13 protein-coding genes are annotated in these 16750 nt (G+C 70.7%); 4 read left to right on the forward strand and 9 right to left on the reverse strand.

Features of this window, described 5'->3' with window-relative positions:
• Positions 1 to 694 precede the first annotated feature (694 nt).
• From ACWEPL_RS54220 to ACWEPL_RS54255, 8 genes are read right to left on the reverse strand one after another with little or no spacing between them, the layout of a single operon-like run.
• Positions 695 to 1210 carry a flavin reductase family protein gene (locus ACWEPL_RS54220; RefSeq protein ID WP_452441175.1) on the reverse strand — a complete coding sequence of 172 codons (516 nt, stop codon included), beginning with the start codon at positions 1208 to 1210 and terminating at the stop codon, positions 695 to 697.
• Between the two features lies 1 nt (position 1211).
• On the reverse strand, positions 1212 to 1970 hold the full coding sequence (locus tag ACWEPL_RS54225) for a thioesterase II family protein (RefSeq protein WP_452441176.1): 759 nt from the start codon (positions 1968 to 1970) through the stop codon (positions 1212 to 1214).
• Complete coding sequence (locus ACWEPL_RS54230) at positions 1960 to 2706, reverse strand: SDR family NAD(P)-dependent oxidoreductase (RefSeq protein WP_452441177.1); 747 nt, start codon at positions 2704 to 2706, stop codon at positions 1960 to 1962. The genes ACWEPL_RS54225 and ACWEPL_RS54230 overlap by 11 nt, the downstream gene beginning before the upstream one ends.
• Before the next feature lie 29 nt (positions 2707 to 2735).
• Positions 2736 to 3758: a guanitoxin biosynthesis L-enduracididine beta-hydroxylase GntD gene (gene gntD, locus ACWEPL_RS54235; RefSeq protein ID WP_452441178.1), complete on the reverse strand. Its 1023-nt coding sequence runs from the start codon at positions 3756 to 3758 to the stop codon at positions 2736 to 2738.
• 16 nt (positions 3759 to 3774) lie between these two features.
• Entirely contained in the window at positions 3775 to 4983 is a 1209-nt protein-coding gene (locus ACWEPL_RS54240) for a hypothetical protein (protein WP_452441179.1), read from the reverse strand.
• Positions 4984 to 5334 (reverse strand): phosphopantetheine-binding protein, encoded by a 351-nt coding sequence (locus ACWEPL_RS54245; RefSeq protein ID WP_452441180.1) that lies wholly within the window; start codon positions 5332 to 5334, stop codon positions 4984 to 4986.
• Complete coding sequence (locus ACWEPL_RS54250; protein ID WP_452441181.1) at positions 5327 to 6682, reverse strand: serine hydroxymethyltransferase; 1356 nt, start codon at positions 6680 to 6682, stop codon at positions 5327 to 5329. Before ACWEPL_RS54250 ends, ACWEPL_RS54245 begins: the two co-directional genes overlap by 8 nt.
• On the reverse strand, positions 6679 to 9921 hold the full coding sequence (locus ACWEPL_RS54255; protein ID WP_452441183.1) for a non-ribosomal peptide synthetase: 3243 nt from the start codon (positions 9919 to 9921) through the stop codon (positions 6679 to 6681). Before ACWEPL_RS54255 ends, ACWEPL_RS54250 begins: the two co-directional genes overlap by 4 nt.
• Positions 9922 to 10106: 185 nt before the next feature.
• Between ACWEPL_RS54255 and ACWEPL_RS54260 the strand changes: the two genes are divergently transcribed.
• Together ACWEPL_RS54260 and ACWEPL_RS54265 are read left to right on the forward strand one after the other, a co-directional pair.
• Entirely contained in the window at positions 10107 to 11639 is a 1533-nt protein-coding gene (locus ACWEPL_RS54260; protein ID WP_452441184.1) for a non-ribosomal peptide synthetase, read from the forward strand.
• Positions 11629 to 12627, forward strand: a complete 999-nt coding sequence (locus ACWEPL_RS54265) for a TauD/TfdA family dioxygenase (protein ID WP_452441186.1) — start codon at positions 11629 to 11631, stop codon at positions 12625 to 12627. Before ACWEPL_RS54260 ends, ACWEPL_RS54265 begins: the two co-directional genes overlap by 11 nt.
• Before the next feature lie 63 nt (positions 12628 to 12690).
• Here the strand turns inward: ACWEPL_RS54265 and ACWEPL_RS54270 are convergent, their stop codons facing one another.
• The gene (locus ACWEPL_RS54270; RefSeq protein WP_452441187.1) at positions 12691 to 13644 is read right to left on the reverse strand and encodes a GNAT family N-acetyltransferase; all 954 of its coding nucleotides are present in this window, start codon (positions 13642 to 13644) and stop codon (positions 12691 to 12693) included.
• A 151-nt stretch (positions 13645 to 13795) separates the two neighbouring features.
• On the opposite strand from ACWEPL_RS54270, the gene ACWEPL_RS54275 reads away from it, so the two are divergent.
• Both ACWEPL_RS54275 and ACWEPL_RS54280 read left to right on the forward strand, forming a co-directional pair.
• Positions 13796 to 15163: a condensation domain-containing protein gene (locus ACWEPL_RS54275; RefSeq protein ID WP_452441188.1), complete on the forward strand. Its 1368-nt coding sequence runs from the start codon at positions 13796 to 13798 to the stop codon at positions 15161 to 15163.
• Entirely contained in the window at positions 15160 to 16746 is a 1587-nt protein-coding gene (locus ACWEPL_RS54280) for a condensation domain-containing protein (protein WP_452441190.1), read from the forward strand. The genes ACWEPL_RS54275 and ACWEPL_RS54280 overlap by 4 nt, the downstream gene beginning before the upstream one ends.
• Positions 16747 to 16750 lie beyond the last annotated feature (4 nt).

A 16750-nucleotide genomic window follows, 5' to 3' on the forward strand; every position in this document is an offset into this window, starting at 1 on the left:
ACGCGACGATCTCCTTCTTCGTCGTCCCGAACGTCCGCACCTCCTGGGCACGACGCCGCCGATCACGATCGGACGGCACCCGGATACACACCTCCGCCATGCCCTTGCCGACATCCAGGGCCGCGACCCGCTCCACATGCAACGCCTCGTCCTCGACCTCCTGCACCACAACCACCTCCGCCCCATCTTCGAATCTTGGCTGAACGGCGGCCGCTCGGGGAAACCAAGGGCGATAAGCGGAAGTCTGGCCCGCGTGCACGAAGCGACAAGGAACGACCCTCAAGAAATCAGGCTCCCAGCGTCAGACCCATCCTCGGGCGCAACCGGCACCAAGAAACCACGACGTCACAGACGGCCACCAGCCCCCATTTTCACGCCGGAACCGGCGTCCCGCAGCGATATGAAGGACTCGTCCGGATTTGACAGGTTCCGGTCCGGATCCGCCATCGGATCCCGTCGATCAACTGCCGCCTGCTCCACTTCGGCGGACGCCCCTTGCCCGATGCGGCAGGCAGATGCCACTCCAGCGCCGCCCACCTGAGCGTCAGCGAGGTGGGCGGCCTCATCACCACTACGCTGGCCACGAGGTCTCTGGTAGTTGGCTCTTCTTGGTCGTTGAACCAACTACCGGAGGCCTCATCCTTTGCCGAGCATCGCTACGCCGCAAGCCTCAAAGATCCTTATGTAACACGGCCTAACCGCGATGAGCCGTCGGCTCGGTGGAGAGCTCGGTGGAGAGGTAGCGTCCCATGTGGTGGATGAGGGGGGTTCCTCGTTCGCCGCGGCAGAGGGCCGCCCGAGGCTCCGCCAGGACGATCACGTGATCGCCGGCGGTTACGCGCTGGTCGGTCCGGCAGACCAGGACGGTGTCCGGGTCGGCCAGGACGGGCACATCGTGCGGTCCTGGCCGCCAGCGTGCGTTCGAGAACCGGTCGGCGCCCGCCGCCGCGAAAGCGCGCGCGAGGTCGTGGTCGGTTCGCGCGAGGAAGTGGATGCCGAGGTGCTCCGCCTCGGCCACGACCGGCCAGGACGACGAACCACGATCGATGCAGAACGACACCAATGGCGGGTCCAGCGACACAGAGGTGAAGGACGTGGCGGTGAACCCGGCACGGCCACGGCCGGCCACGGCCGCCGTCACGATCACCACTCCCGCCGCGTGGCGGCCCAGAAGCGTCCGGAACAGGTCCGGGCGGAGCGCCGCGACCATCTCACCTTCCGCTGTCGTGTGTCATGGGGATCCTGCGAGCCACCGGAGGAGACCCGGTGACCGCAGCGGCCACGGCGCTCCACCGGTCGGTCAGGTAGAAGTGGCCGCCTCGGAAGATCCGCAGGTGAAAACGGCTGGAGGTGTGCCTGCTCCACAGCCGGGCGTCGGCCACGGTCGTCAGCGGGTCGGCGTCGCCCGTGAGGGCGGTGATCGGGCAGGCGAGCGGCGCGCCCGGAGAGTAGCGGTAGGCGGCCATGAGGCGCAGATCGCCCTGCAGGATCGGCAGGACCAGCTCTCTGAGCTCCCTGTCCTGGAGGATCGCGGCGTCCGTGCCGCCAAGCTCGCCCATCGCCGCCAGCGCGTCGGTGTCACGCAGGCGCGAGGTCTCCTTACGCCGAGGGGCGCCGGTGCCGGAGACGAAGAGCTCCAGCGGCGGGCGGTCCAAGCGCCTGGCCACCTCGAAGGCCACGATCGCTCCCATGCTGTGACCGAAGAACACCGTCTCGCCGGCCTGCCGTAGCACGCAGGCGAGGCGGTCGCTCAACTGGTCGAGGTCATCGGGGAGCGGCTCGCCGAAGCGGTCCTGCCTGCCGGGGTACTGGACGGCGAGAACCTGGACGGACGGGGGAAGGGCGGTGGACAGGGGACGGTAGAAGCCGGCCACGCCTCCGGCATGAGGGAAACAGATCAACCGGACCGCGGGCCGTGGCACGGGCTGGAGGCACCTGAGCCACGTGGCGGCCTCCCGATCACCCAGCACTGCCGCCTCCCGTGCCGTAGGCGCTGGTCGTGGCTCCCGCCGTCTCGCCGCCGTCGACGACGATCTCCTGACCAGTCATGAAGCGGGCGGCGGGGGAGGCCAGGAAGAAGAACATCTCGGCGATCTCCTCGGGCGCCGCGTGCCGTCCCGCCGGAATCCGCCGGTTGACGTCGTCCAGCATCTCCTGGGTGTACTCGGCCAGCTGCATCGGGGTGAGCACGGCTCCGGGGCTCACGCACGCGGTCCGCACCTGCGGGCTCAGTTCCAGGGCGAAGGTACGGCAGAGCGCCGCCACCCCGGCCTTGGTGGCGTTGTAGTCGGCGTAGAACGGGTAGCCGCGCAGACCGTTCACCGACGCGGTGGCCAGCAGCACGCCCTCTCGCCGCCGCATCATGTGCTGGGCCGCGCACTGCCACAGCCGCAGCACACCCAGCAGGTTCACGTCGATGATGTTCCGCGCCGCCACCTCGGTCAGTTCCAGCACGCCGTGCCTGACGCTGATGCCGGCGTTGGCGACGACCACGTCGAGGCGCCCGCGTTCGGCGTGCACCGAGTCCACCGCCTGCCCGACGGCCGTCCAGTCGGCCACGTTGACCTCCATCCACCGGACCCCGGGCTGATCGGCGGCCGGTGGCTTCACGTCGAAGTTCACGACGTGGTCGCCGGAGCGGGCGAACCGTTCCGCGGTGGCGTGGCCGATCCCGCTGGACGCTCCGGAGATGATGACCGTGCGCATGGAGACTCCTCCTGGCTCGGATGCGGGCATCAGAAGAGCACCCGGCGGTTCTTGGTGGCACTGATGGCGCGTGATCTGCGTAGATTTCTGCTCACCGTCAGCTTCTTCAGCCATCGGTCGGTGCCGTCGTAACGGACCTCGAACGGTTTGCGACCGTGTACGGCGAGATGGTTGTCGACCACGAGCAGGGTGCCCGGGCCCACGACGATGTCCTGCTCGGCCCGTTGGAGCGCGGCGTCCAGGGCGTCGAGCGCGCGCTCGGCCTCGGTGTCGCCGGGGGTGCAGCGCATGAACGGCCGGTCGATCCGCAGATACGGGTCGGCCTGGTCGCCGAAGAGGACGGCGACGGGCTCGGGGCTGTCCCGCATGCCCCGCATCGCCGCGAGTCCCGGGTGCTGAGGATCTCTGGTCTCCAGCTGGCGGACGTGCTCGTCGTCAGGGAAGATGTAGAACCGCTCCTGGCCTAGCACGGCACGGTCCTCATCGGACAGCGCGATGTCCCGCACGGAGGCGGCCAGGGTGGGGACCCGCTGGTGGTTCCTGATCCCCAGCAGGAGCAGGTAGTCGCAGCGGTCCGGATGGAAACCGTCTTCCGTGTGGAACTCCAGCAACGTCTGGCTGCCGTGGCCGTTCTGGCGCATCTCGTCGCCGGCGATCGGGAGGATGTTCTGGATGAGGCGGCCGGACTGCAGGGTGGACCAGGTGAACGGGTCCCCCAGGATCATGCCGCACAGGGCGAGGAAGATCTCCTGCTCACGCGTCGAAGTCGCCTCGAACGCCGCCTCCCAGTGGGGCGGGGTGGGGCCGGTCGCGTCGTCGTCGATCGGAAACCCATGGATGAGGCACGCGGCGGCCGGTTCGCCGCGCCGGAACTCCTCCAGGAACCTCCGCACGCCTGACGGGATCCGTTCGATCACGGGCCAGCATCGGTCATAGAACTCCGGATCGGCGGGATTCTCCCCCGCATCCCGCAACTCCTCGGCGATGGCCGAGATCGCGGCCACGTCGGAGTCGCTGAGTATGTACTCCGGGCAGACTTCCAGAGCCGTCATTCTCCACTCACCTTGTTCACACGTGTTCGGCGGCTGCCGATCCGGGCAGCCGCAGGGGATCGAAAACCGGGATGTCCAGGACACTGGCCAGGTAGGGGACACCCGCGGTGTATCCGCTGCCGGTTTCGGTACCGAGCATCCGCGCGGCCAGGCGGTAGTGCGTCCGGCGCCACTTCGTGTAGGCGGTGGCGAAGCGCTGCCTGGCCCCCGCGAGGTCGGCCAGGCCGGCCGGATCGAAGGAGCACAGCTCGGCGGCCCTGGAGATGGCGTCGTCGACGGTGAACCGGCCGGCGAGCACCTCCTCGCGCACGGCCGGGACCGAGCGGTAGGCCAGAGAGTGCAGCCGGTGGGGATCGGGGATGCGGCACAACGACTCCATGGTCTTGTAGCCCGGAGACTGGATCGCGCTCGCGCCCTCGGTGTGCCGCCGGAAGTCGCGGAACGCCTCCACCTGCATGGTGGCCAGCATCGAGAACAGCGGCGCGCTCTCGCCGAACCGCGCGGAGACCAGATCGAGCGAGCCGATCGCGCCGTGGGCGTCCTCGGCCAGCAGGGCCTGGATCGTGCCGTGCAGGTGGACGCCCGCCAGCGCGAAGAACACCTCGAACGACTGCAGCACGCGGATGAACAGGTACTCGTCGTGGAAGGTGCCGACCGGCAGCACGGTCGTGTCCATGAGCAGGCGGTCCTCGTCGGACATCGTCGCGGCGACCGTGCCGACGGCCGTACGGGCGCGGTCCAAGGGGGTGCCTTCGGACGGCACGGGGAGACCGAGGCGGGTGAGCACGGGAGCGAGTACGCGCAAGCCGTGATGGCAGCGCTTGGCTACCGTCTCCCCTGTGGGGAGCATGCGGGGGAGGATCAGGCTTTGCCCGCCGGCCGTATCCGTCTCGAAATGGAGGACGTCGGTCACCAGATGGGCCAGCAGACGGTCGTACCGCTCCGAGATCTTTTCCGCGGGCAGAAGCAGGTCTAAGGCGATGTATGTCGTGTAGTCATATCTTTGGTCCCATTTATCGAGCGCGACGTTGAGAAATCGCCCTAACAGGCCAGCCGGCCGGGCCAGGCGCTCGCGAACGCCGGCGAGCGCACGCAGGACGTCGTTGGCGACGAAATGTTTGCCCACACGGTGGAACTCATCGACGATCTCACGATAGGGAAAGGTCATGGGGTTCGGGTGCGCGGCCCAGTCATCGAGCCGCTTCAGCGCCATCATCGATCTCATTCACTCCTCGCTCACCGGACGACGGGTCAGCGCGACCAGCCGGGGTTCGGCGGAGTCCGCCCAGTGCTCGGCGAGCAGCCGCGCCTGCTTCTCGACGGTGGTCGCGCCGAACAGGTCGCGCAGCGCCACCCGCCTCCCGGCGGCGGCGTTCAGCATGGTCACGAGCTGGATGAGCATCATGGAGTGCCCGCCGAGCTGGAAGAAGTCGTCGTGCACGCCCACTGGCTCGACCTCGAGCAGCTCCGCCCACGCCGCGGCGACCAGCCGCTCGTCGTCGGTGCGCGCGGCCACGTACGGCGGGCGGTCGTACTGCGTGCCGAGATCCGATTCCGGACTGGGGAAATCAATCATGGATGGCTCCAGAGGTCGTGGGGAGTGGATAGTCGCGGCACAGCCGCGCCACCCGTTCGGTGACGTCGGCGCGTACGCGGCCGGGTAGGTCGAAGTCGCGGTCGCCGCGCATGAGGATCGCGCGGCACACCTGGTCGACCAGGTCGGCGCAGAGGCCGATCGCGGTCGTGTCCATCCCGCGCAGCGCCAGAGTGTTGGTGCCGAAACGCAGGCCGCTGGCGACCCGGGGGCCCTTGGTATCGCCGGGGATCTGGTTCTTGTTGACGACGATCCCGCAGGACTCCAGCGCGGCCTCGGCCGCCACCCCGGTCAGGCCGCGCCGGCTCACGTCCACCACCACCATGTGGTTGTCCGTGCCGCCGGTCAGCACGTGCCAGCCGCGGTCGGCCAGCTCCCGCGCCAGCGCGCTCGCGGTGGAAAGCACCTGGCGGGCCAGGTCGCGGAAGGACGGTGCGCCGACGATCCCGAACGCCCGGGCCTTCGCGGCGATCGCGTTGAGCTGCGGGGTCCCCTGGAAGTAGGGGAACACGCCGTCGTCGATTGTCTGGGCCAGCGTGCGGTTGCCGTCAGGGCCGGGCGCGTCGGCGTCGCCGCCCATGAGGATCACGCCGCCACGCGGGCCGTACAGCTGTTTGTAGGTGCTGCTGGTGGTGATGTGGGCCGCGTTCACCGGGCTGGGGTGCAGCCCCGCGGCGACCAGCCCGGCGATGTGGGAGATGTCGGCCAGCAGATAGGCGCCGATCTCGTCGGCGATGGCGCGGAACCGGCCGAAGTCGATCAGCCGGGGATAGGCGCTGGCGCCGCAGACGATGACCTTGGGCCGGTGCGTCAGGGCCAGGCGGCGGATCTCGGCGTAGTCCAGGTAGCCGTCGGCGTCGACGCCGTAACCGATGCCGCGGAAGTAGCGGCCGGTGAAGGAGGGCGGCGCGCCGTGGGTGAGGTGGCCGCCCGCGGTCAGCCGCTGGCCGAGCAGCGTGTCGCCCGGCCGCAGCAGGCTGGTCAGCACGATCTGGTTCGCCGACGTCCCCGAGTGGGGCTGTACGTTGGCGTACTGTGCGCCGAAGACGTGCCGGGCGCGGTCGACCGCCAGCCGCTCGACCGAGTCGGCCACGGCGCATCCGGCGTGGAAGCGCGCCCCCGGATAGCCCTCGGTGGTGAGGTTCCCCAGCGAACTGCCCAGGCAGGCGAGCACGGAGGCGTCGGCGGCGCTGGCGGAGGCGATCATCGCCAGGGTCGCGTGCTGGCGGCGGTGCTCCTGCTCGAGCAGGTCGAACAGGAGCGGGTCTGCGGCGAGCAGCCCTGCGACGCCTCGGGTCGCCGACTCCGCCAGACCGGTCTCGGTGATCATCTGTCGGCACCTTCCGCGAGCAGCAGGCCGATCTCGTCCTCGGACATGTCGCGCAGCCGCAGCGCCAGCTCGGCCGTCGCGTCCAGCTCCACGTCCTGGGCCCCGGCGGCCTCCCGCAGCCAGGCGGCCTGCGCGGAGATCGTGGTGGCCTCGAACGCCATCCGCAGAGGAACCTCCAGCCCGAAGGTTTCCTGGACGAGCGCCACCACCTCCATCGCGTTGAGCGAGTGACCGCCGAACTGGAAGAAGTCGTCCTCGACACCGACCGGTTCCGCCGACAGCACGGCGGCCCAGATGTCGGTGAGCACCTGTTCCAGAGGAGTGCCCGCCGAGATGTTCCCGATACGGGCCGGCCCCGAGGGGCCGTGTTTCGCCAGCGCGTGACGGTCGACCTTGCCATTGGGCGACAGCGGGAGCCGGTCGAGCACCACGACCGAGGAGGGCACCATGTAACCGGGGAGCCGGTCGCGCAGCCGAGCGAGCAGCCCCGCCTCGTCCGGGTCGCCGGAGCCGGCAGGCACGACGTACGCGACCAGGATCATGCTCCCGCTCGCCGCGTGCCGGGCGGCGACGACCGCCTCCGCGATGTCCGGCGACTCGGCCAGGGCGGCCTCGATCTCGCCGGGCTCGACGCGGAAGCCACGGATCTTGATCTGCTGGTCGAGCCGGCCGAGGAGCTCGATGACGCCGTCCGGCCGGTAGCGGGCCAGGTCGCCGGTCCGGTAGAGGCGGGCGCCGGAGGGGACGTTCGGATATCGGCCGGCGTACGGGTGGGGGATGAAGCGCTCGGCCGTCCGGGCGGGCCGGCGCAGGTAGCCGCGGGTGAGGCCGATGCCGCCCAGATGCAGCTCGCCCGGGACTCCGGCCGGGACCGCGTGTCCCCGCGCGTCGAGGATCAGCGCCTGCTGGTTGTCCTGCGGTCTGCCGTACGGAATGCTCGTCCAGGCTGGATCGACCTCGTCCACCGGGTGGACGATCGAATGGATCGACGCCTCCGTCGCGCCGCCGAGGCTGATGAACGCCATGCCGGGGGCCAGCGCGCGCATCCGGCCCGGTAAGGTCACCGGGATCCAGTCGCCTCCGAGGAAGGCCGTCCGCAGCGAGGGGAGCGGCTCGCCGGTGCGCTCCGCCACGGTGGCCAGCGCCTCCAGGAGCGCGGGCGCCGAGTTCCACACGGTCACCTGGTGGCCGGTTACGAGCCGGTGCCAGTGCCGCGGGTCGTCGGCCGCGTGGGGGTCGGGCAGGACGACGGCGCCGCCCGTGATGAGCAGGCCGATGAGCTCGTACACCGACATGTCGAAGCTCATCGACGAGACGGACAGGACGCGGTCCTCAGGACCGATCCGTCCCAGGCGGTTGAGGTCGGCGATGTTGTTGACGACGCCGCGGTGCGGGACCGCGATCCCCTTCGGCCGGCCGGTCGAGCCGGAGGTGTAGATGACGTACGCCAGATTGTCCGCGCTGATCCGCGGCCGCGTGTACGGGACCGGTTCGGCGTCGTCGTCGAGGCAGATCGCCTGGTGGGCGTCGGGCAGCCGGTCGAGGAGGTCGCTCCGGGACACCAGCACGGTGGGCTGCGCGTCGGCCAGCATGAAGGCGAGCCGGTCGGTGGGATAGCCGGGGTCCAGCGGCAGGTAGGCGCCCCCGGCGGCCAGCACGCCCAGCACGGCGACGACGCGGTCCACCGTGCGGTCCAGGTAGATGCCCACGAGCACATCCGGACCGACGCCGGCGGCCTGCAGCCGACCGGCCAGCGCCCGGACCCTCTCGTCGAGCTCGGCGTAGGTGAGCCGGCCGCCGGCGTACGTCACCGCCACCGCGTCCGGCTGCGCGGCGACGCGCTCGCTGACCAGCTCGTAGAGGGTTCCCGCCGGGTAGCCGGCCGCAGTGGCGTTCCAGCCGGAGACCGTCTCCGAGAGCTCTTCGGCGGCCAGTACGGGAAGCTCGCCGATCGGCGTGTCCGGGGCGGTCACGGCGGCCGACAGCAGGGTGACGAAGCCGCGCATCAGGCGGCGCATCGTGGCCCGGTCGTACATGTCGCTGCTGTACTCGACGAATCCCTCGAAGCGTTCGCCGGCCAGCCAGAGCTGGAGGCCTACGTCGAGCTGGGTGGCGTGCCGGGGGACCGGCTCGGCGGTGACGACGAGGTCGCCCATGGCGGGGTTCGGCATGGGGGCGTTCTGGAGCACGAACATGACCTGGGTGAGTGGTTGGTGACTGAGCGCCCGGCGCGGGCCCAGCTCCGCGACCAGCCGTTCGAAGGGCAGGTCCTGGTGGTCGAAGGCGGCCAGGACGCGCGGCCTGGCCCGGCGTACGAGCTCGGCGAAGGAGGGGCTGCCGGCCAGCGACGTGCGGATGAGCACGATGTTGATGAAGCTGCCGATCAGCTGCTCCACCTGCGGGGTGCGGGTGGCGGTCCCGGTGCTGACGACGACGTCGTCCTGACCGGTCCAGCGGCCGATGACCAGCTGGAAGGCCGCCATGAGGGTCATGAACGGGGTCGCGCCGAGCTCGCGGCTGAGCGCCAGGACCGCGCGGGAGACGTCTTCGGGGATCTCCACGCGCTCCACGGCTCCGCGGTAGGACTGGGCGGCGGGCCGCGGCCGGTCGGAGGGGAGGTGGAGCACCTCGGGCGCCCCCTCCAGCTCGCCGCGCCAGAAGGCGGCGAGCCGGGCGATCCGCTCCTCGCCGAGGTTCTCGCGCTGCCAGATCACGAAGTCGGCGTACTGCACGGACAGATCGGGCAGCTCCGCCGGGCGTCCCGTCAGACCCGAGTCGTAGCAGGCGGACAGGTCCCGGAGGAAGATCCCGCACGACCAGTAGTCGGAGATCAGGTGGTGCATGGTGACGGCCAGGACGTGCTCGTCCCGGGCGAGGCGATAGAGCGTCACCCGGAACAGGCACTCGTTCAGGGCCAAGGGCTCGGCGGCCTGCTCGCTGAGGATCGTGGCCAGTTCCGCCCCGTTGGTCGCGGCGGGCGTCGCGCTCAGGTCCCGCCGGTGTAACGGGACGGCGAGCGTGCTCCGCACGACCTGGACCAGCTCGCCGTCCACGGTGTCGATCGTGGTCCGCAGGGTCTCGTGGCGGGCGACGACCGTGGCCAGCGCCGACTCCAGCACGGCTACGTCCAGGTCGCCGCGCAGCCGCAGGGCGAACGGCACGTTGTAGGCCGAAGTCCCAGGTGCCAGGCGCTCGATGACCATGATCCGCTGCTGTGCGTATCCGATCGGGAAATGCATCACGTCATCGGTATCCACAGATCTCTCACTCATCCGTCGTCGCTTCGGCTCTGGACGTTGGTCACGATCGCCTGCACTCGCCGCGGCGCGCACGTCGGGGGTTTCCCCGACTGAGGCGGCGCACCGACCGCACGGTTGCATGGTCACGATCGCCCGAGGTGACGTGATGGTTGAGATGGCCCTTGATGACTGAAGAGCAGAGCCGGCCGGATGACCCGGCCAAATGGAGTGGTCCACGCGCGGAGATTCCGCCGACGACCCTGACCGCCCTGATCGAGGCGCAGGTCCTACGCACACCCGACGCGGTCGCGCTGGTGTCGGAGGAGACCCGTCTGTCCTATTCCGAACTCGACGCCCGAGCCAACCGGCTGGCCAGGCTGCTGGCCGCCCGCGGCGCCAGGCCTGAGCAGGTGATCGCGCTGGCCCTGCCGAGATCGGTGGAAGCCCTGGTGGCCACCCTGGCGGTGCTGAAGACCGGGGCGGCCTACCTGCCCGTGGAGCCGGATCACCCGCCGGATCGCATCGCGTTCATGCTGGCAGACTCCGGCTGCGCGGCGGTGGTCACGCTTGGCGCGGCCACGTTCTCCCGGCCTGCCGTACGGCTCGACGACCCGGAGGTGCTCGCCGAACTCGCCGGACACGACGCGGCCGGTCTCGCGCGCCGGTGCGCGCCGGACCAGAGCGCCTACGTGATCTACACGTCCGGGTCGACCGGCCGGCCGAAGGGCGTGGTCATCACCCATCGGTCGGTCGTCAACTATCTGACCTGGTGCCAGGCGGCCTATCCGGGCGTCGGCGGGCTGACGCCGCTGCACTCGCCGCTGTCGTTCGATCTGACGGTGACCGCGTGTTTCGCGCCGCTCGTCGTGGGTGGAGCCGTGCGCCTGGCCGGCGTGGAGGAGGGCAGCTGGGACGGCGAGCCGTACACGTTCCTCAAGGCCACCCCGAGCCACGTGCCACTGCTCACCGAGTTGCCTGGCGAATGCTCGCCCACCAGGCAACTCGTGCTCGGTGGCGAGCCGCTGCTGGGTGCGGTCGTCGAGGGGTGGCGGGCCGGGCATCCCAAGGTCACGGTCGTCAACGAGTACGGTCCAACCGAGACCACGGTCGGGTGCAGCGAGTACCGGATCGAGCCAGACGACGAGGTGCCGGGCGGTGTGCTGCCGCTGGGCCGGCCCATACTCAACACCAGCATGTACGTCCTGGACGAAGGGCTGAACCCGGCCCCCGACGGGATGACGGGTGAGATCTACATCGCTGGCGTCCAGCTCGCGCGGGGATACGTGAACCGGCCCGGGCTGACCGCGGCGAGCTTCCTGCCCGACCCCTTCGGCTCGCCCGGATCGAGGATGTACCGTACCGGTGACCTCGGCCGGTGGACCGCCACCGGCCTGCTGGAGTTCGCCGGCCGAATGGACGACCAGGTCAAGGTGCGAGGGTTCCGGATCGAGCTGGGCGAGGTCGAGGCCGCGCTGGCGGGGCACCCCGACGTGGCGCAGGCCGCCGCCACCGTTGTAGGGGAGCGCCTGATCGCCTGCGTCACGCTGCGGCCGGGCTCCGGGGCGATGCCCGTGACGCTGCGGCGGCACGTGGCGCGGACGCTTCCCGGCTACATGATCCCCGCCAGGATCCTCATCTGCGACGCCCTCCCCCTCACGCCCAACGGGAAGCTGGACCGCAAGGTCCTGTTCCGAAATGAGGACGACCATGCCGATTGACCTCCCCTTCCCTGCCGCGACCGATCACGACGACGTGGTGACCCTGCCGACCCCGGAGAGAGACCAGGTGGAACGGGTCGCGCGCGACCTCGTGGCCCGCCCGCCGCACATGATCGACGATCCGGCGTGGATGGAGGCGGCAATGACCCTGTCCGCCAGGCTGCCCGCGCGCCTGTGTGAGAGGTTGCGGCACTTCCGCCATGACGCCGGCGAGGACGGGATGGTCCTGCTGCGCAACCTGCCCATCGCCGATGAGGCGCTCCCGCCGACGCCCAACATGCCCGGTTCCGTCCAGCGGGTCGCGACCGTCCCCGCATCCGTGCTCGCGCTCGTCTCCTTCCAGCTCGGCGAGCTGTTTGCCTTCCGCGCGGAGAAGAGCGGCGCGATGATCCAGGACGTCGTACCGGTGCCGGGGATGGAGCACTACCAGGGCAACGCCGGCTCGGCCGCGCTGACCATGCACGTCGAGAATGCCTTCCACGTCAACCGGCCGGACTATGTCGCTCTCCTGTGCCTACGCAACGATCATGACGATCTCGCGGAGCTGGAGGTGGCCTGCACCCGCCGGGCACTGCGTGGCCTGTCCGAGCAGGCCAGGGCCGTGGTGTCCGAGCCCCGTTACGTCACCTCGGCGCCGGCGTCCTTCGGCGAGGCCGGTGGTACGGCGCAGCCGCACGCGCTGCTCACTGGCAGCCCCGAAGACCCGGACATCCGCGTGGACTACACCAGCACGCAGCCGTTGGACGGCGGGGCGGCCGAGGCGATGGCCGAGCTCGGACGGGCTCTGCGACAGAGCAGCCGATCGGTGGTCATGCGGCCCGGGGACCTGGTCATCGTGGACAATCGCCTGGCACTGCACGGACGCAGCGTCTTCCGGCCCCGGTACGACGGGCGCGATCGCTGGCTGCAGCGCGCCTTCATCCAGCTCGACTACCGCACCTCCCGGGCGCTGCGGCCGGGGGGAGGCCGGGTCGTCCACGCCGGATAGCCCTGTCGTTCACGCACGACGGCCCTTCGGGCCCCAGATCTGAAGGGCCGTCCGGCGTGAATCTCACACGAGGATCACGCGCCGGCCGGCGACCCGATAGCCGGCGCGGATGAAGGCGCCGGCCATCGGGCGGTTGCCGACCTCCGTGGTGTCCTCAGCGGCCGGCTCGCCCGCTCGGGCGAAGAGGTGGAGAGCCTCGGCGACCAGGTCGTCGACATACCCCTGGCCGCGGTGCTCGGGCACGACGCCCAGGTAGCCGATGGTCGCCGAACCAGGGTTGCGGGTGGGCAGGACCAGTCCGACGAGCTCGCCATCCCGGTCATGGGCCAGCCGCCACCACTGCCGGCCGCCGGGCATCCCGGTCACCTCGTCCAGCAGGTCGGCCGCCGCCCGGTCGGCGCCGAGCCGAGCCGCGTCCGTCGCGCCGTAGGCGTCCAACGTGCCGGTGTAGGTTCTGGCGATCACGTCGGTGAGCCGCCGGTCATCGACCGCAGGAGCGAAACGCAGCCGGCCGGAGCGTACGGGCAGGCCGTCGTCCGCGTTCCAGCGCAGGGTCAGCCGTTCGGTGAAGAACCTCAGCCCGGCCAGCTCCGCCGCTTTGATCCGGTCGCAGGCATCCGCGTGGGCCTCAGGCCGCTCGCGCCAGTCGGCGGGGAGAAAGAGCTGGTAGTCGGGCCGCCCCCCGTCAGGATGGGGTGGCGTGGCGTAGTCGGGGCCGACGAGTGCCTCGTAGCAGGCGCGCAGCAGCCGGGCGCCTATCTCGATGTCCGAACCAGGATCGAACCACTCGAGGTGGAACGGCTGCGCGAACTCGGGCGGCGCCCAGAAGACGGCCCGGGCGAGCACGTCGTCGCCGCGCTGGGCCACCCAGATCCATTCCGGCCGGTAGTCGCCGATGGCGACGTATTCGTCGAAGGTACGGCTGCGCGCTCCCACGCCGGACGTGGGCCCGGGGCCGTAGCGATGGAAGAGGTCCAACTCGTCCGCTCCGAGAGCGCGGCAGACCAGGTCGGGCACGAAGGCCTCCTGATGATCATATGGGCGTGGCGTCGCCAGTATGGACGCGGTGCCGCAGCGTCAGGAGTCGGGTATATCCCCGATGGCCGCGCCGCCGCCGGGTGCCGAACCATCGGCTTGTGATGTGTTTCGGAAGATCGGGCGGCCGTCCATGACCGCGCCGGGATGGCTGGGCGCCGACCGGCGTGCCCTGCTGCGCAGGATCCGGCCGGAGCGCGCGGGCGGGCCGATCCGGCCGGTCCCCAGGACCGGCCCCCTGCCCTTGTCACCGGCACAGCAGCGGCTGTGGTTCCTGGACCAGCTCGCCCCCGGCACCGGCCTCTATAACGTGACGGGCGGTCTCTGGCTGCGAGGCCCCCTGGACGTCGAGGCGTTGCGGCGGGCGTTCCGGGCGGTGGTGAACCGGCACGAGGTGCTCGGTTCCGTGTTCCGGCCCGATGAGGCCGGCCGTCTGGTGAGCGTCCCCGCGGACCGGGCCGTCGCAGTGACCGTGACGGAGGTTCCCGGCGGCCGTGCGGAGGCCCTGCGCATCGCGGAAGAGCTCGCGGCGGAGCCGCTCGACATCGTCGACGGCCCCGTCCTGCGCGCAGCCCTGCTGCGTCGCGGCCCTCAGGAGCACCTGCTGGTGCTGGTCATCCACCACATTGTCGCCGACGGGTGGGCACTCGGCGTGATCCTCCAGGATCTGGCCACCGCGTACACCGATCCGGAGGGCCTGCCGGAGCTGGACATCCAATATGCCGACTACGCCGTGTGGCAGCGCGACCGGCTCGCCTCGGGAACGGCCGGGCGGCAGCTCGCCTACTGGCGCGGCAGGCTCGCGGGCGCGCAGGCGCCGCGAATGCCCACGGATCGCCCGTGGCCGCAGCGGCCGACGTACGCCGGCGCGACTCTGACGCGCCGGATGGCGCCACGGGTGATGGCCGGACTGCGGTCGCGGGCCGGCCGGCACCGAGCCACGCCGTTCATGGCGGCCATGGCCGTGTACGCGTCGGTGCTGTCGCGCTGGTCGGGACAGACCGACCTGACGCTCGGCGCCCCTGCCTCCGGCCGGCACCGGATGGAGATCGCACCTTTGATCGGGTGCTTCGTGAACATGCTGCCGATCCGCCTCGACCTCTCCGGCGATCCCTCCTTCGGGGAGACGCTCGACCGCGTCCGGCAGGCCGTGATCGAGGCGCAGGCGAACGGGGACGTGCCGTTCGAGGAGATCGTCAGGGACTTGCGGCTGGAGCGCGATCCCGGCGGCCGCGTCCCGCTGATCCGGCACATCGTCCAGTTCGACGAGACGCTGCGTCCCGCGCCGATGGCCGGCCTTCACCTGGAACTGCAGGCGCTCGGTACCGGCACCTCGAAGTTCGAGCTCTTCGTGGACTTCGAGGACGGGGGAGACCGGGGCTTGGAATGCCGTGCGCACTATTCGACCGAGGTGTTCGACGCCGAGACGGTGGAGCGGTTTATGGCCGAGCTGTGCCGGGCCGCCGAAGCCGCCGCTGATGAGAACAGGAGTTTGCGATGAGGCCTGAACAGGTGCTGGTTCTGCCGACGTCGTTCGGCCAGGAGAGGTTGTGGCTGCACGAACAGGTGCGGCACGAGGCCCCGCTGTACAACGTGGCCGGCGGCGTGCGCTTCGCCGGGGAGCTCGACCTCGACGTGCTGCGGCGGTGCCTGAGCCGGATCGTTGCCAGGCACGAGGTCCTGCGTACGGTCTTTCGCCTGGAGGGTGCGCGGGTGAGCCAGGTGGTCCGGCCCCCGCACGACGTGGACGTCGAGATCGCCGAGGTGAGCGGAGACCTGGAGGAGACGCTCCGGGAGCTGGCCGCCGCGCCCTTCGACCTTGCCGCCGGGCCGTTGTTCCGCTGTCACCTGCTGCGGACCGGCCCCGGCGAGCAGCTGCTCTTCATGGTCATGCACCACATCATCGGCGACGGCCGGTCCCGTGACGTGCTGCTCATGGAGCTCGGCGAGCTCTACGACGCCGCCGTCTCGGGGCGGGAAGCGCACCTGCCGGACCTGCCCGTGCAGTACGCGGACTTCGCGGTCTGGCAACGGCAGGTGCTCGAATCGGGCGCGCTGGACGATCAGGTGGCCTACTGGCGCGACCGGCTCGACGGGGCGCCCGAGCTCTCGCTGCCGCTCGACCACCCGCGTCCGGAACGGCCGCGACACGGCGTGCGGACCGCGGAACTGGCCGTTCCGGACGGCGCGATGTCCCGGCTGCGCACCGTCGGCGGCGGGTTGACCCCCTTCATGGTGGCGCTGGCCGGATACGCGGCCCTGCTGGGCCGCTGGAGCGGTCAGCCGTCCATCGTGGTCGCGCTGCCGGCCGCCGGGCGCGACGAGCCCGAGCTCGAGAACCTGGTGGGTTTCTTGGTCAACACGCTGCCGGTCCGCATGGACCTGGATGACGACCCCACCTTGGCCGAGCTGCTGCGCCGTACGCGGGACCGTTGCCTGGAGGCCTTCTCCAACGCCGCGGTGCCGGTCGAGAAGCTCATGGAGGAGCTCAGGCCGCATCGCAAGGCGGGCCGGCTTCCCTTCGCCCAGGCGTGGCTCGTCCTGCAGGATCCGCCCGTCCTGGGGAGCCTGTTCGGCCGCGAAGTGGAGGCGGTCGTACCGGACGAGGCGAGATCCCCCTTCGACATCGCGCTCCAGCTGCGCAACGACGGCGAGGCGCTCCTCGGCACGCTGGCCGGCGCGGCCGACGTCTTCGACGCGGAGACCGTTCGCGCCGCCGCGCGGACGTTCGCCGCGATCCTGGAGGCCGACCCCGCCACCCGCGTCTCCGAACTGCCCTTCCTGATCGACCAGACGTCCGTCGTCTTCGACACTGCTCCGGGCGAGCCGGGACCCGGCCCCGAGGACGTCGCCGCGACCACCGCGACCGAGCATCTGCTCGCCGAGCTGTGGGCGGAGGTACTGGAGCTGGACGCCGTCTCCGTGGACGACGAGTTCTACGCGCTCGGCGGCAACTCCCTGCGCGCGGTCAGCGTCATGATGCGGGCCCACGAACTCGGCCTGGAGCTCCCGGTGGAGCTGGTCCTGGGCGAGCACACCGTCCGTGAACTCGCGGCCGGCGCCGGCTCCACGGACAAGGACTGAGGCC

Source organism: Nonomuraea sp. NPDC004186 (assembly GCF_053603495.1).

Excerpts from the sequence above, each read along its gene's own strand:
- ACWEPL_RS54220 (WP_452441175.1), bottom strand. The coding sequence starts at position 1,210 with ATGGTCGCGGCGCTCCGCCCGGACCTGTTCCGGACGCTTCTGGGCCGC.
- ACWEPL_RS54230 (WP_452441177.1), bottom strand. The coding sequence starts at position 2,706 with ATGCGCACGGTCATCATCTCCGGAGCGTCCAGCGGGATCGGCCACGCC.
- gntD (WP_452441178.1), bottom strand. The coding sequence starts at position 3,758 with ATGACGGCTCTGGAAGTCTGCCCGGAGTACATACTCAGCGACTCCGAC.
- ACWEPL_RS54240 (WP_452441179.1), bottom strand. The coding sequence starts at position 4,983 with ATGAGATCGATGATGGCGCTGAAGCGGCTCGATGACTGGGCCGCGCAC.
- ACWEPL_RS54245 (WP_452441180.1), bottom strand. The coding sequence starts at position 5,334 with ATGATTGATTTCCCCAGTCCGGAATCGGATCTCGGCACGCAGTACGAC.
- ACWEPL_RS54250 (WP_452441181.1), bottom strand. The coding sequence starts at position 6,682 with ATGATCACCGAGACCGGTCTGGCGGAGTCGGCGACCCGAGGCGTCGCA.
- ACWEPL_RS54255 (WP_452441183.1), bottom strand. The coding sequence starts at position 9,921 with ATGCATTTCCCGATCGGATACGCACAGCAGCGGATCATGGTCATCGAG.
- ACWEPL_RS54260 (WP_452441184.1), top strand. The coding sequence starts at position 10,107 with ATGACTGAAGAGCAGAGCCGGCCGGATGACCCGGCCAAATGGAGTGGT.
- ACWEPL_RS54265 (WP_452441186.1), top strand. The coding sequence starts at position 11,629 with ATGCCGATTGACCTCCCCTTCCCTGCCGCGACCGATCACGACGACGTG.
- ACWEPL_RS54275 (WP_452441188.1), top strand. The coding sequence starts at position 13,796 with ATGACCGCGCCGGGATGGCTGGGCGCCGACCGGCGTGCCCTGCTGCGC.
- ACWEPL_RS54280 (WP_452441190.1), top strand. The coding sequence starts at position 15,160 with ATGAGGCCTGAACAGGTGCTGGTTCTGCCGACGTCGTTCGGCCAGGAG.